10 protein-coding genes are annotated in these 14,273 nt (G+C 58.4%); 1 reads left to right on the plus strand and 9 read right to left on the minus strand.

Translation table 11 applies throughout. The features are described from left to right. Positions 1–81 precede the first annotated feature (81 nt). Positions 82–1,419, plus strand: a complete 1,338-nt coding sequence (locus ACPW75_RS10455) for an IS4-like element ISAeme15 family transposase (protein ID WP_024945976.1) — start codon at positions 82–84, stop codon at positions 1,417–1,419. Here the strand turns inward: ACPW75_RS10455 and ACPW75_RS10460 are convergent. The 9 genes from ACPW75_RS10460 to ACPW75_RS10500 form a co-directional block, all read right to left on the minus strand. Next, on the minus strand, positions 1,412–4,033 hold the full coding sequence (locus ACPW75_RS10460) for a hypothetical protein (protein WP_425904449.1): 2,622 nt from the start codon (positions 4,031–4,033) through the stop codon (positions 1,412–1,414). The two genes, ACPW75_RS10455 and ACPW75_RS10460, sit on opposite strands and share 8 nt — an antisense overlap. After that, positions 4,034–5,539: a hypothetical protein gene (locus tag ACPW75_RS10465; RefSeq protein ID WP_425904450.1), complete on the minus strand. Its 1,506-nt coding sequence runs from the start codon at positions 5,537–5,539 to the stop codon at positions 4,034–4,036. Between the two features lie 6 nt (positions 5,540–5,545). Next, positions 5,546–5,806, minus strand: a complete 261-nt coding sequence (locus tag ACPW75_RS10470) for a bacteriocin (RefSeq protein ID WP_041215994.1) — start codon at positions 5,804–5,806, stop codon at positions 5,546–5,548. Continuing rightward, a complete protein-coding gene (locus ACPW75_RS10475; RefSeq protein WP_077096455.1) occupies positions 5,806–6,186 on the minus strand; it encodes a hypothetical protein in 381 nt (126 codons plus the stop codon). Before ACPW75_RS10475 ends, ACPW75_RS10470 begins: the two co-directional genes overlap by 1 nt. A gap of 10 nt (positions 6,187–6,196) precedes the next feature. Then, positions 6,197–6,829, minus strand: a complete 633-nt coding sequence (locus tag ACPW75_RS10480; protein ID WP_077096456.1) for a hypothetical protein — start codon at positions 6,827–6,829, stop codon at positions 6,197–6,199. A 9-nt stretch (positions 6,830–6,838) separates the two neighbouring features. After that, positions 6,839–7,201, minus strand: coding sequence for a hypothetical protein (locus tag ACPW75_RS10485; protein WP_077096457.1), 363 nt, complete (start codon positions 7,199–7,201; stop codon positions 6,839–6,841). Between the two features lie 511 nt (positions 7,202–7,712). Then, a protein-coding gene (locus ACPW75_RS10490) for an IS3 family transposase (protein ID WP_102948393.1) occupies positions 7,713–8,917 on the minus strand; the annotation gives its coding sequence in 2 pieces (ribosomal slippage) (positions 7,713–8,599 and positions 8,599–8,917; 1,206 coding nt in all). 44 nt (positions 8,918–8,961) lie between these two features. Then, complete coding sequence (locus tag ACPW75_RS10495) at positions 8,962–12,384, minus strand: phage tail tip fiber protein (RefSeq protein ID WP_077098338.1); 3,423 nt, start codon at positions 12,382–12,384, stop codon at positions 8,962–8,964. Continuing rightward, the gene (locus tag ACPW75_RS10500) at positions 12,384–14,042 is read right to left on the minus strand and encodes a hypothetical protein (protein ID WP_081398633.1); all 1,659 of its coding nucleotides are present in this window, start codon (positions 14,040–14,042) and stop codon (positions 12,384–12,386) included. The genes ACPW75_RS10495 and ACPW75_RS10500 overlap by 1 nt, the downstream gene beginning before the upstream one ends. Between the last annotated feature and the right edge of the window lie 231 nt (positions 14,043–14,273).

Below are 14,273 nucleotides of genomic sequence, written 5' to 3' on the forward strand. Positions count from 1 at the left end.
ATGCTGATCAGTTAAGGATCCATTGACCGATCCTTCTGCTGTAGGACAATCCGGAACCAATCACTGGTTCCGGATTTTTTTATGTCTATTGCAAACGATCTGAACGATGTTGTTGAGGCATCTGGCGACATGCTGGCTCGGCTGGCCATTTTTGCCGACCATATTCCCGACGAATGGATTACTGCCGCTGCCGCCTTGTCTGAAAAGGCCACTATCCGCCGACGCCGCTTACCTTCTGATATGGTCTTGTGGCTCGTCGTGGGGATGGCCTTTTTCCGCAATGAGCCTATCTCCGAGGTCGCTCGGCGCCTCAACATCTGTGCAGAAGGGTTGGCCAATGATGCCTTGCTCGCGGACAGTGCCCTGTCTCAGGCCCGTCAGCGACTCGGCAAACAGCCGCTCGAGTGGCTGTTCAAACAGTGCGCCGATGTGTGGGGGCGGGAACGTTATCCTGAAGACCATTGGCACGGTTTACAGGTCTTTGCCATCGATGGGGCCCTGTTCCGAACCCAGGATATGCCTGAACTCAGAGCACATTTCGGCTCGGGTAACACCTCAACCAACCGGCAGACACCCTACCCGATGCTGCGGTTGGTCACGCTCATGAATGTCCGCTCGCATGTCATTGCCAACGCGGCCATCAGCCCGTACCGCAAAGGGGAAATCCCCCTGGCCAGCGAGTTCATTCACTCATTGCCGGACAAGTCAGTGACCCTGCTGGATAAAGGCTTCTTCGGTGCCGACCTGTTGCTGCGTATTCAGGCCGAAGACACCGACCGTCACTGGCTCATCCCGGAACGCAAGGGGCTGGTATACACGGAACTTGAGCGCTATGGCGACGGTGACCGTCTGTTGCAAATGACGGTCTCGCCTCAGGCTCGCAAGAAAAACCCGGCGTTGCCGACACACTGGCAAGTTCGCGCAGTGACCTATGAGGTGGCAGGCAAGGAGAAAACGGTCTTTACCTCCCTGCCCGTGGCGCGATTCAGCGCAGCTCAGGTGGCGACCCTGTACCACGAGCGCTGGGAAATCGAGCTGGGATACCGGGATATCAAAAGCGCGATGCAGCACAACGCCATCACGCTGAGAAGCAAGAAAGTGGACTTGGTCTATCAGGAGCTGTGGGGATTGCTGCTTGGATACAATCTGGTCAGGCGGGAGGCCAGCCAGGCCGCCGTAGCCCATCAGCGAGCGCCCAATGAGGTGAGCTTTAAGTTTGCCTGTCATTTCATCGCGAACCAGATGGCAGTGATGGCGGGCGCGTTATCGCCAGCCCATACGCCACGGAGGTTGGCGGAGTTGCGGGGCTGCATAGGCGTCATGTTCATAGAAAAACGCCCCAGGCCATCGAGACCCAGGGCGGTGAAGATATCAAAGACCCGTTTTCCGGTAAATCGCAATGCGGCTCCGCTTAAGTGAACAGCATTGCGGCAGGTGCCGGGGTTGTCAGTGCATTTTCCTCTCCTGGTTGGGTGACAGGTACAGGTGCAAGAGAAGCACCATCTGCCGGATCTCCGGGTCCAGCTCGCTCCGCGAGTTCGGCAGGGGTTTGTCCAACACCTGTTGCAACCGGATCGCCTGCGCCAGGCTGATCACCTGGTCGCTCACTGCTGATTGCAGGTATCGGGGCAGATTGGTCATGGGTCACCTCGGATTGTTCGCTGGAAGGGATAACATCCCTGTAGCCGGTATCGACGGCCGGTGCGAGTTGTTGGGGCTGGCTGGGGGTGGGCTGTTCGGCCCTCACCTGCTCTATCTCGGCAATCTCTGCCACGCCGAAACCACCACCCTTGAGGGGAACCGGGGTTTCCTTGCCCTTGCGGCTTGCCATGGCAGCCTCTTTCTCGCTGACGAACGGCTTGCCTTTGCGGGTAATGCGAAGGGTCTTGAGCGGGCCCAAAATGGAGTCGGGCTCAGCACTGGCGGGCGCACCATCCTTGATATGGGTTGCATCCGGCTGGCGGTTATCGGCGCCGTATATCACATCGCGGTGCGGGAGCTCTGTGCCCACCTCGCGGGACTCGCCATCGATCACGGCTCCCGGCAGCTCGCCGGTAGTGTGGGCGGTAGCAGCCTCAGGCGGAAGCAGATCCCCCTCCTGCCCATTCTGCCAACGGGTGCGCTCACCACCTCGAAACTGCGGGCCAGGGCCTGCCTGTTGGTCATCATGATCCCCTGGGGCTGCCACAGCCTCCCCCACGGGTTTGGCATTCGCATCGCCGGCGAAGATCACATCCTTGAGCGGCAGGGCTGGGCGCTGGTTCTCCATGGCTACCAGCTGGGCGCTCTTGTTTCCTGCGAACGGGTCAACCCCGAGATCCCCAGCCTGGGCGAGTTCATAAAGGCTCTTGCCCTGGTCGCCAGCCTGCATCTGGGCCGTAACCAGATCCTGCACCGACCGCCCGTACTCACCGGCCAAGGCTCGCTGAACGTCGCTATCCTGCGCCATCCCCTTGAAACGATCGGCGGTATCGTCTTGACGCAGATAGGCGGGAACATCACGCAGCTCGTCAAACTGGCTGCCGCTGGGACCGAGCGGGTTCAGATCTCCCTCAGCCTGTGTGGCGGAGGGCGCCTGCTCGCCACCCTCCTGTGGACCGAATGCAGAGACCGGATCCACTGCTAGGTCAGCAGCGTCCTCCGTCACCGGCGCGGAAGGCTCTGCAACCAGATCGGTCCCAACGCCATCTTCCTGGCTGGCATGCTTACCGCCTCGCGCCCCACCGACAGCACCTACCGCACCACCTGTCCCCATCCCTATCAAGCCGCCCTCGATCGCGCTCGACATGACCCCCTTCATCGGGTCGACATCAGCGGCGGCCACTTCATTCAACGATTCGTTGATGGCGTACTGTTGGACACCCTCTTCCAGGGTCTCACCAACCCCCTCACCTACCGCCCCCTTGCCTGCCCCTTTCAGCACACCACCTGCTGCAGCCTTGCCAGCCAGCATCTTGAACAGCATGGCGTCGCCCATCATGGAGCCCATGGCGGCAGCTCCCCACACCTTGGCATCACTCATGGTGGCGCGGCTGGCCAAGTTGGCCGTTTCCTCCCGGGCCAGCCCCAGCTTTTCCTCATCAGAGAGATGGGCGGTCTGTTGATCCTGGTCGATGCGAGTAAACGACTGGCGGAAGGTATCGCTGCCCGCCAGCTCGTCAAAGCTCATTCCCAGTACAGTGTCGCGGGTGTTCACCCCGGCACTGCCCACCGATCCGGTCGCCCCGGTGGTCACAGCGGCGCCGGTGGCAATTTTGGATACTGCCTTGGCGGCGACCGCTTCGGCTACCTCCTGGGTAGCGCCACGCTTGACCATGGATGCAGTGACAGCGCGGCCGATAGAGGCTTTGGCGGCCACCCCAGTCACCCCGCCAGCGGCGAGTGTCGGTAGCAAAGAGCCAACGCCCTGCGCCATTTTCATCGCCCAGACATCGATATCCCCTGCGCCATCCCCCAGGGTCAACCGGCCTTCTGGCGTTTCATCGACCAGTCGGCGTCCCAGTGCCTCCTTGGCGTCAGCACTCATCCCATCATTCAGAGACTCTGCCCCAGATGCGGCCAGATCGCCTGCACCTGCGACCACATCCAGCAACGGGCTCAGCTTATTGGCCATATTGGCACGAGCCTGTTCCAGGTAGTCGCCCCCCTGCTTCCCGGCATTCTCTTTGCCGAAGTTGCTTGCCTGCCGTGCCAGCTCACCAATGCCGCCCACGAGATCCAGTGCGCCAGCGCCCACCGCCTTAGGATAATCACTCCATTCTGTTTCGAGGTCTCGCTTTGGGGCCGCAGCTGCGGGCGGTGATGAAAGCTGACTGTTGATGCCATCCCAGAACTGCTTTCCTCGAGAGTCAGATTGCAGCGGTTGTGGCAGGGATGCGTCACGGAGACTGTGCTTGTCCATTCGAGTGGCCTCGGCTTTATGCAAAAGAAAAGCCCCGAGCGGCGAACCGTTCGGGGCTTTTGAGATGGGGCGATCAGCATGCAGACTGACCGACGATGGAGAGATGCTAACGCTGGGGTAGGTGAAAGGCAACTATCGGCGAGCCTGGGCCAGGCTCATCGCCTGATAGGCCGCCGCACCATCTGGTGCCTTGTTGAGCGTCGGCTGTCCATTAGTAAATGGTGCAATAACCGTATTCACGGCCGCCTCTTCTGCTGCGCGGTAGTTGTGCGGTTTATTTTTACCCCCTTCCATATTGCGCACCTTCTCAGCAGACACCGCCGCTTGCTTGGCTGCCTCCTCTTTCGCAACAGCTTGGCGCCATAACTCAAAGGCACCGTCCATTTTTTCCGGGCTTTCAAGATAGCTGCCAAGCCACCCCCCCTGCTCAGCCTCCCTCATAAACTGCTGGCGTTCAGGGTTGCTCTGGCTCCACTGCTCAGGATTGACACCAGAGGGTGCCGCACCAGGTGTCCCGCCAGTATTCACCCCGTAGACAGACGGCAAGCTTTCTCTGGCCTCATCAAATGCCGCTTTGACCGTGGCCGGATCCCCGCCATCGGCCAGCGCCTTGGCTTCTTGCTTGTGGAGATCAGCCAGGGCAGCCTTCAGCCCTTTATAGTCAGCCGGTGGATTAACACCGGTCTGTACAAGAAAGTTCTCCCATTGTTCTGGGTTTTGCTGGATCTGCTGGCTGACCTGGCGCGCCTTGCCGAAGTATTGAATCAACCTCTGGGGGGTGAGCTCCTTGACGGGGTCGCTCGGGTCACCAGTTCGGCCCTCGGTTATAGGGGCATCTTTGACAGTTTCTTCACCAGTCTTTGGGTTGATGTAGGTCACAGGGGCCTGAAGGAAGAATGTCCCGCGGCCTGTTGGAACAACCTCCACCTCTCCATATGACTTAATTACTCCTGTGGGGGTGACGGTCCCAATACCTTTTTCGAGATTGCCCTTGACCATATAGGTCAGAGCTTGCGTCATCTCGGGAGTATTAATTGCCTCACGCATTTTCCCCATATCCCAGACCCTGGCGTCCGGGTTGTTAATGATTGCTTTCATCCCTTGATAAACAGTGTCAGAACTCCGGTGCCATTGCGGGTCACCAAACACGCGGTATGGATTTCGCCCGGCGGCATATTCATGGTTCAACAAAGCATCTTGCTCTGGTGTAATTTGCTCTCCTCGCCCCAGCGCTGCTGTCGCCATATTGAACGGCACCTCATTGTCGAGCCACCACTGGTCCCGATTGTTCTTTGCCACGGCCAGTGCGTGAGACTCTTGGGCCCTTTTATTTTGCTCCACGTTAAGGCTCAGCATCGCGTTGGCGCGCTTATTATCCAACTCCAGTTGTTTTTGCCGTCCTGCGTATTCTAAGTTCCATCTGTCGTCGTCAACCTTATGGCGACCTCGGTTATATTTGGTTTCGTCCTCATACCGAGCGTCATCCTTTTTCTGCCGCTCCTGCTCGTTCTGCCACATGGCATCCCGCAGGCTCATGGCCTTGTCCATACGCTCATCTTCTTTCTGGCCACGCTGATAGCGGTCCATGGTGTTGAAGCCGGCCAGAAACCCTTCTGCCAATCCCGATACGCTCATCATGCCCCCTTAAAATAAGCTGCTTGCCAGAAAACCAACGCCCGCCCCAATGAGCGCGCCGACGGGACCGCCAACCGAACCATAGGATGCGCCGATCATGGCGCCAGTGGCGGCGCCGGCACCAGCGGCAGACATCTTGGCCTGCTTCTCCTGCGTCTTGAGTTGCTTGTTCCCCATCTCAATTTCGTTCTCACGGTTGGCTGCATCACGTAGCCCGGCCATGCCCTGTTGGCGCGTTTGAGCGCCAATATCCAGAATTCCGTAACCCATCAGACCTTACCCCCTGTCTTGATTGCTTCACGCAGTCCAGCATCTGCCCCTGTCAGGATCCCCATCTGGCGGAATTGCTCTTGCTCACGAAGGCCGTTCTCAGTGCCGGCAGTCATCAAGGCCATGCGCAGGCTCTGGCTGTTGTCATTGGTGCCCTGGCTTTGGCCAACCCCCATCCTGGCCATCCGGTTGTCAGTTGCTTGCTTGGCGGCTGCCAGCGAGTTCTGGTTGTTCTGGTCTACCCGGCCAAGCTGATCCCGCAGTAATTGGCCATTGGTGGCCAACTCCATCAGCTCCTTCTGCTTGGGGTAGAAACGAGTCTTCCAGTCCTGGTAGCTATCGCGCGTGATTTGGGCAAATTTGTCTGCGGCATATCCCATGGCTAACCCCTTAATAACCTTTGTTTTGCAACACTGATGCCGTAGGGCTGATCTTTCTGCTTTCCACTGCCGCCGGCGCTTTCAACTGGCCAAGGCCATATGCCGTACCAGCTCCGGCCACAGCCCCAACCAACCCCGCAGTCGCCTGCTTGCTCTGAAACGATGTCTGAGCATCACTGGCAGCCTTACGCAGGCTGGTGTTGGCCACATCCCCCATCCCAGCAAGTGCCTCCGCTTTCTGGCCGGCGCCAATGCTGACCACATCCTTGAGCCCTGCCACATAACGGTCTTGCTGGCTGGACTGTGCTCGGTTGGTCGTATCGGTCTGGCTCAGAGCTTGATCCGTCTCCAAATTGGACATGGCCGATTGGTACTTGCCGCTGGTTGGGTCCACGCCTCCGGCAGCCAGGGAGTCAGCCAACCCTGAGCGCGCCTCACCAAAGGATTGAGCGATACCCAGCGCTGCGGTGCCGGCAAGCTTGTCGTATTCGCGTTCGCTGTTGAGGTCATCCACCTTGTCCATGAAGACGTCTTCATACTGCTGCAGGTCACTCTTGTAGATATTCCACTGCTCTGTGGCCACATCAGCCGCGGCCTTCTGGGCTTCGGTCTCCTTGATTTCGTTTGAACCGCCCTTTCCCATCCCCTCACCTCACAAGTTGATCTGAAATACAAACAGGCCGTCAGCATCATCTGGCTGACGCTCCCACCCCATTCTTGGTGCAACCTTGAGCCACCCCTTGCGCGTCGAATGGAAGCGAAGCCAGCGGCCACCAATCATGCGAGCCAGCCGCTTCACTTCCGGCAGGTGTCGCTCGGGCGCTCCGTCACCCCCCCATCCAACCCACACCAGGACCCCAGTAATGCCCTGCTCCACCACCGGCTTCAGCACAAAACCATCCGCGCCACGCACAAACAAAAACGCCACCCGATTGCGGATGGCGTCTTGAAGTTCAGCGGATAGCCTGGGGTTTCCGGTATCTCCGGCGATACGGCAAAGAGGCGGTATTTTCATAACTCACGCCAAACATACGATTGAGAGACACGAACTTGATGCATACGGATAGCCCTTGTTATCCCTGTCATAACTGATTGCGTGAGCCTGGTTTGCAGCAAGTAAGAACTCGAAATTGTGATTCATGGTTGAACCCTGCCCCATCCCATAGTCACGTGCGGTTAGTGAGCCTATCGCCACGCCATTGACATATACAGTGGCAGTTGTAGTTGAGGAGCCACTAGACACCGTTAGCATGAAAGTGCATTTTCTAGTGAACGGCATGGCTGGCAACCAGACTGGCGAAGCCAGGTTCAGTGCGTATGTTCTTACGATGTCACCCACAATCCTCTCGGCGTAGATGGTCCCCTTGACTATACAGTCCTGCTCAATGGTGCAGTTGCCAAGTGACATGTTTCGAACATAACCACCTTCCGCATGGAGTCGGTTGGTGTAGATGTTTCCGTCAGCATAGATAATCGTGTTCCAACCCCATTGGATTTGACCCCATAGGTCCAGACACTTTTCCCGCTTAGGGTTGTGATACCCGACTGCGCAGAAATTCCCGTGGTGAACGGTATCCCAAGGCGCTGTGCGGGTGGTGCTCGTTATAATGCTCAAACGCGATAGCCAAATTGCCTACCGCTGTTCGGCTATCCGGTTTTGGCATCATCTCGATATAGTCTCGCTTCATCGTCTTCACGAAGCTCTCCGCTATACCGTTACTCTGTGGGCTTCTCACTGCTGTCGTTCTGGGCTCCAACCCGATTTCTCGTGCAAACGCGCGGGTCTCATGGGCTCGATACGCCGAGCCATTATCAGTCAGCCACTCCACCGGTGATGCCGGCAACGAATCCCCAAAGCGATGTTCGACAGACCTCAGCATGACATCTTGCACAGTGTCACTATCGTAACCCCCAGTACTGGCCGCCCAGTCCAACGCTTCCCTATCGCAGCAATCCATGGCGAACGTGACACGTAGTTTTTCACCGTTATCGCAGCGAAACTCGAAGCCATCTGAGCACCACCGTCGATTGCTCTCCTTGACGGCAACACGCCCCTTATGTGCCTGCTGGGCCAATGGTGCAGCTGGTTTTCTTTCCAGCAGCAAGCCATGTTCGCGCATGACGCGATATACCCGCTTAGCGTTTACCACAGGTTGTTCTGTTGCCTCAGACTGACGCCGTAACAGCGCCCAGACCCGGCGATAGCCATAGGAGGGAAGCTCTGCCATCGCCTCCATGATACGGCCAAGTAAGGCTGCATCATCACGCTGGCGATGATGACGACCATCTTGCCAACCCGGTTTTCGATGAACACGAACGGATAGCTGCGCACGCGATACATTAAGAGCCTGGCTCACAGCACTTAATCGTCGTCCCCCGGCAACAAGGGCGCATGCGCAATCCATTTTTTTGCTCGACCATACTCCACGGCTTCTTTGAGGATCTCGTTCTCCATGGTCTTCTTCCCGAGCAGACGCTGAAGCTCTCGGATCTGCTTGATGGCAGCAGCCAACTCGGAAGCAGGAACAACATCCTCACCGGCGGTGATCGCCGTGAGAGACCCTTCTTGGAATTGCTTACGCCATTTGAAAAGCTGGTTTGCGTTGACGTCGTGCAAGCGAGCAACATGAGAGACGGTCATCCCGGGCTCAAAGGTCTGCTGCACGATGGCGATCTTTTCTTGTGGAGTCCGGCGTCGACGGCGCTCGGCCCCTGTTAACACTTCGACCATCTTCTCGTTGTGACTAGTACTGAACATAGCTCCAAGACTACCTCTTAAGTTAAGAGGGGCGAAGTGTCTGGATCTTCAAGGGGCCAATCTACCCATCCCCAGCATGCATATGGCCCACCCTTGCCAAACCCTGCCGCACCGCCAGCCATGAAGGCATTGCCCATGTCGATCTGACCGCCGTTGATCAGCGGGGTGGTGATGCTCACCCCTGCTTTCACATAATCAGCAGTGATCTTCTCAGAGTTCAGTATCTGGATGGTTGCCTTGCGGATGATGGCCTCTGCAATGACCGCCTGGCCGTTGTCGATGGCGAATAGTGGCGCCATGGGGGTAGAGCTGTTGGGGTCGAACACAAAAACCTGACTGGCTGATATGGCCACCTGGCTGGTGCCGTCCGATTTGGCAATCAGACCAATCCCGGCAGTGATTTGCCCGGCAGTGGCTTTTGCCGTCCACATCGCCTGGGCGCCGTTCTGCAGGTCTGCAATCGCCTTGCTCTGCAGTTGGACAGCCGCTGCGTTTGCTGCAATACGTGGGTCATCGGTAGCCACCCACGCAGTCCCGCTGTAACGGTATGGCCGGTTGTTATTGGCAGTGTCAAACCACAGGTCACCCGTACCCATGCCAGTGCCTGGTGCAGTGGCTTGGAAGAATGTCTTGTTCTTGCTGCCGGCTACAGCGGAAACCGTGTTGATCTGACTAGCAAGAGACTGCACAGCGTTGGCGCGGGCCTCTGACTCCGCAGTGATCTGGCCTTCCAGCCGATTATCACCATCCTGATAATTAGCCGTAACCTGCTGGATCTGGTTTGCCAGCGACTCTACGGCATCAGCCCGGGTTGTCGCCTCCTCGTTGATGCGCCCGGATAGCGCAGCATCAGCCGTCTCCATGGCGGACTGCTGCTGGCTCAATTTCTCGGTCATGGCTGAGTTTGCGTCAGCGTTGGCCTTGGCCACCTCGGCAATAGAGGCAGACAGCGACTGGTCAACCCCCTCCATCTGCGCCTCAAGCACCGATGTCTTTTGTGCCAGCGCATCAACTGCCGTGCTGCGCACCAGCCGCTCCTCGGTGACCTGACTGTGCAGGTCGGCACTATCCGCCTTGTAATCTGCGGTGAGCTGCGTCACATCTCTTGCCAACGCCTCATGGGTATTGGCCAGAGTTTGCTGCTGAGTGATGACCTTGCCGAGCGCCTTTCGGTTCTCCCGGTCGCGCTCATCGCTTGCCAGCGCCCCCTCGACATCCGTTTTGCCGCCAAGGTCGATGGATGACTCCATGTTGTCCTGACGCTGTGCCAGCGCCTGGGCGGTATCAACAACCACCTTTTCCAGGCTGGAGATACTGGCCGCGTTGGTGGCATCCCCCTCCTTTACGCTGGCGTCAAGCGTAGTCATTCGCTGGGCCAGTGTGCCGTCACCATCTGCCCGCGCCTGCTCCTCTTGAGCTGCGCGAGCTTTCAGGTCGCCAAGTTCGCCATCCACGCTGGCGGTCAACTCGTCCACTCTGCGCGACATGGCATCAATAGCCGTCGTTCTTGCCTCGGATTCGCTGGCAATCCCGGCGCTCAGGGCATTGTCTGCATCGGTCAGCTCAGCATGCATCTGGTCTTGGCGCAGCGCCAGTGCGCTGTCAGCGTCGGTCGATACCTGCTCCAGCGCCTTGATGGCTGCCGCTGTTTCACCAAGCGCCACGCTCGTCGAAGCACTCATATCATCAATGCGCTGGGCCAGTGCACTTCCCGCGTCGGCAAACACCTCCTCTACGCCAGTAATGCGAGCCTGGGTATCTGCATCCTTCCCCTCAAACTTGACGTCCATGTCGGTGATGCGTTTGGCTTGGGCGGCCTGCTCATTCACGATCACCTGCTGTTGGGTACGAATGGTGCCAAAAGCTGTGCGATTGTCCCTGTCTCGCTCATCCCCTGCCAGTGCGGCATCAATGGCAGCCTGACCAGCGTCACCAGCCCCATCGGCCTTGTCTTTGGCCAGTTCGACTTCAGCTTTAATTTCATCGAATCGCCCAGCCGTTATCCCACCGTTCGACTCGATAACCTCCTCAAGCGCGCTGATCTTGCCTTCCGCTTCACCAGCCCTCACCTCTAGCCCACTGACACGCTGGGCCGCCACGCCGTCAGCATCAGCCGTCACGCGCGCCAGTTCAGTGATCCTGGCATCAAGCACCTCATCGCCGCTGTTGACGGTGGCCTGCAGCCCATCAATGCGCTGAGCCTGGCTCGATAGCTCATCGGTATGAACCGTCAGCTTTCTCTCAGCATTGGCCAGCCGTTCGCCCTGTTCGTCCACCTGCTGTTGAGTTGCCTTCTGTGCCAACTCGCCCTTGGTGGCATTCAACTCCTGACCGATCTGGGTGACCTTCTTCTGCTCGTCGGTAAACTCCCCCTTGGTCACTGTCTGGCTCAGGCTGGCATCGAGCCCATTGATGCGTTGCTCAGCCTCGGTAATGCGTTGCCCCTGGCCGTCCACAGTGACGTTGTCGGCCTTGCTGGCTATCTGGCCAGACACAGCGTCCAGGCCCTGGTGAACCTCTGTGATAGAGGTCCGCATCTCCTCACGGACAGCATTCACCGCGTCCATGGTGATGCTGCCATTCTCAGGGTCAACCTTGAATACCGCATCGCGGAAACTGTCAAAGTCGCCCTTGTACTTGTCTATTTTGTTGTTCAGTCGGTCCTGAACCAGGCCAATGTCGATGCTGGCATTGCCAAGCTGCGCCTGGGCATCCTTGAGAAGATCTTCACTTTCCAGTTGCTTCTGGCTGAGTGATGCCAGGTCTCCCTCGATGCTGGGGATCTTGTTCTGGATGGTGCCGATAGACACATCGATTTCTTCCAGCCTGGGGCGGATCGCCTCAACATCAAGAGTTAACTGCGGGACCTGTTTGATAGGGGCAAGCAGCTCCTTGGCTAAGTGGCTATCCTCAATCTTCCCCTGCAGCTCATCGAGAATGTCCTGCACATCGCGGCTAGTCTCCGCCATGACTCCGTTGGCGTTAAAGGGGCCGGCATCATCCTTGCCATTTACGAAACGCACCCAGTAGTAGAACTGCGCCCCCTTGCCAATGGCGTCAGAGAACACATTCGCCGAGGTGGTACCGACCAGCGTGGCTGCCGGTAGGCTATCAGTCTCGGCTCGCCATATCTCGGTATGAGCGTGGCCACGGTAGTTGGGGCTATCCCAATCAACCACCACGGTATGAAACGCCCCATTTGCCTGCACATTGACCGGTGCATGGGGCTTGTCATAAATGCCGGTTGGGAAGAGGTCCGGGTTCTTGCCTGGGTTGTAGGCACCACCGGCCCCAGGGCGCAGAGTGGCCAAGCCAAGCTCTGTCAGTTCTCTCAGCGTTACCGCCTTGTCCAGCTTGTTGCCTCGCTGCCCTGTAAGCAGCTCCACGTTTTCAGCGGTCGCTGCCGGGTCCCGCCCGGCCCTGTAAGCAGGTTTTGCCATTACATCAACTCCGCCATCGATCCCGCCAACGTGATACGCCGCACAGTGGAGGTGCCAAACACCTCGATTTGCCACCACCGACCACGCACAGGCGGAAGCCTGAAGGCACTGGCCGTCAGGTTGCCAGGCGACAGCTCCATCACCTGCTGATTGTCTACAAACAACCGCACCCCGACCTTGCTAAGATCCGAGGCCAGGATCCTGCAGCACCCATAGGACGCGCCACCGACAACCATGAAGACCTTTGAACGCCAGACAAGCTGGCCATTTCCAGCCTCGCCGCCACGCCAGATATGCAGATCACGCCCCTTGGCTACAAACAGGCTATCGCTCTCCATGTCAGAGACGGCGGCATCCCAGCGATTGGTCAACTCGCGCAGGTCTCCCGACTTTGGATCAAAGATAAAGGCGTGGGTGTCTGTCAGGCCGACGTACTTGCCATCGTGATGCCAGGCACGCAGGGTTTCCGGCTTCATGGCCCGCCACTGCTTGCGAGTGATCACCTGCTCGGTCACCACTTGCCCACCGCTGGCACCAATGCCAACCAGTCCATCCGGCGAGGCATACAGCACCACCCCATCCATAGACACCATGGAGCTGGCGCTGATGCATGCCTGTGGCAACTGGCTGAGCTTCTGGTTTGTCACCGAAGAAGAGCTCACCCCCTGCGCCAGGTAGGGATAACCCTTGGTGCCGATCACCAGCGCTGTATCGATTGCGGCGATCGCCACGATGTCGTGCTCTGTGGTCAGCCGGTACTTCTCCGGCCAGGCATAGGGAAGGTATGGCTCGCATAGGTAGAGAGAGTTGCCAGCGAACCCGGCACACATGCCGTTGGCCATCTGGCAGAGGCCACGCAGAGCCGCTGGAGGTGGAGCGTAATCGTAAGTCTCCAAGACAGGACCAAGTTCACCATCAGCGCGGCTATCTACAAATGAAGCTTGCGCAATAGGCAGCTCTGCGACCAGCAAGTAGTCAGCTAGGCCGCCACCGGAGACAGACCGGTAGATCCGGCGCTTGGTGATGTTGTTGTCCTGCGACTGCGGGGGGGATAACGCCAGCGTCACCGTTGACCCTGGGATGGGGATCGCCACCTTGCCGCTAGCAGGTCCTGGTGGCCCCTCCTCGCCCATGGCGGTCACGAAGGTATCTACGTAGTAGCGGGTCTCGTCATCGGTAATGTCGTCATCCTTGCCGCCTTCTGGCGGCGTGATAGCGCCAATCCCTACCGGAACGCCTGGTGCAGGCACCCCAAGCCGATACCAGGCTGTCGGCTTGTTGCTGCCGCCAGTGGCGATCTGAGCATGGGTCACCTTGGGATATTCCCCATCGGTGTAGTAGACGCGCTGATACCCATCCAGGGCGATTGGAGAATGGATGGCCTCAACCACCTTGTTCCATGCGAACCAGTGATCTCCATAGCGAAACAGGGTCTTTGGTGTGATTGGCAACACCACTCCGACGCTCACATCCTCCTCGAGGGGGGATATTACGCCGTGATCGAAATGGCAATCGCGGGCCACCACGGCCACTTCATCAGGCAACAGGTGAGGCTCCACGCGCGGCGTTACACCTCGCATGGTGACGATATCGATGGCTGACATGGAATTCTCGGCGGGCAGGAAACAAAAAGGCCCACTCAGAATAGAGCGGGCCATGATGGGTAAATCCTAACGCTGACAGCGCCTGGAGGCAAGACTCACATACCAGCCGGATCTGAGGCCCAGACATATTGCGGGGTTTCGACAACAACGGTCACCGGCGCCAGCGCGGCGGCCATTGCGGGGTCTTGGGTGCGCACGTTGGCGTGATAGCCCGGTACAGGCTCGCGCACCGGTAGGCCCTCTGTATCCAGCACACCGGTGGGGCGGGTAACCATGCCTGGCGGC

The sequence above is a fragment of the Aeromonas sp. FL131 genome (assembly GCF_049860615.1).
GTDB lineage: Bacteria > Pseudomonadota > Gammaproteobacteria > Enterobacterales > Aeromonadaceae > Aeromonas > Aeromonas hydrophila.

What these genes read in the sequence shown, in the direction of transcription:
- ACPW75_RS10495 (WP_077098338.1), bottom strand. Translation starts at nt 12,384, where the DNA reads ATGGCAAAACCTGCTTACAGGGCCGGGCGGGACCCGGCAGCGACCGCT.
- ACPW75_RS10480 (WP_077096456.1), bottom strand. Translation starts at nt 6,829, where the DNA reads ATGGGAAAGGGCGGTTCAAACGAAATCAAGGAGACCGAAGCCCAGAAG.
- ACPW75_RS10455 (WP_024945976.1), top strand. Translation starts at nt 82, where the DNA reads ATGTCTATTGCAAACGATCTGAACGATGTTGTTGAGGCATCTGGCGAC.
- ACPW75_RS10475 (WP_077096455.1), bottom strand. Translation starts at nt 6,186, where the DNA reads ATGGGATATGCCGCAGACAAATTTGCCCAAATCACGCGCGATAGCTAC.
- ACPW75_RS10465 (WP_425904450.1), bottom strand. Translation starts at nt 5,539, where the DNA reads ATGATGAGCGTATCGGGATTGGCAGAAGGGTTTCTGGCCGGCTTCAAC.
- ACPW75_RS10470 (WP_041215994.1), bottom strand. Translation starts at nt 5,806, where the DNA reads ATGGGTTACGGAATTCTGGATATTGGCGCTCAAACGCGCCAACAGGGC.
- ACPW75_RS10485 (WP_077096457.1), bottom strand. Translation starts at nt 7,201, where the DNA reads ATGAAAATACCGCCTCTTTGCCGTATCGCCGGAGATACCGGAAACCCC.
- ACPW75_RS10500 (WP_081398633.1), bottom strand. Translation starts at nt 14,042, where the DNA reads ATGGCCCGCTCTATTCTGAGTGGGCCTTTTTGTTTCCTGCCCGCCGAG.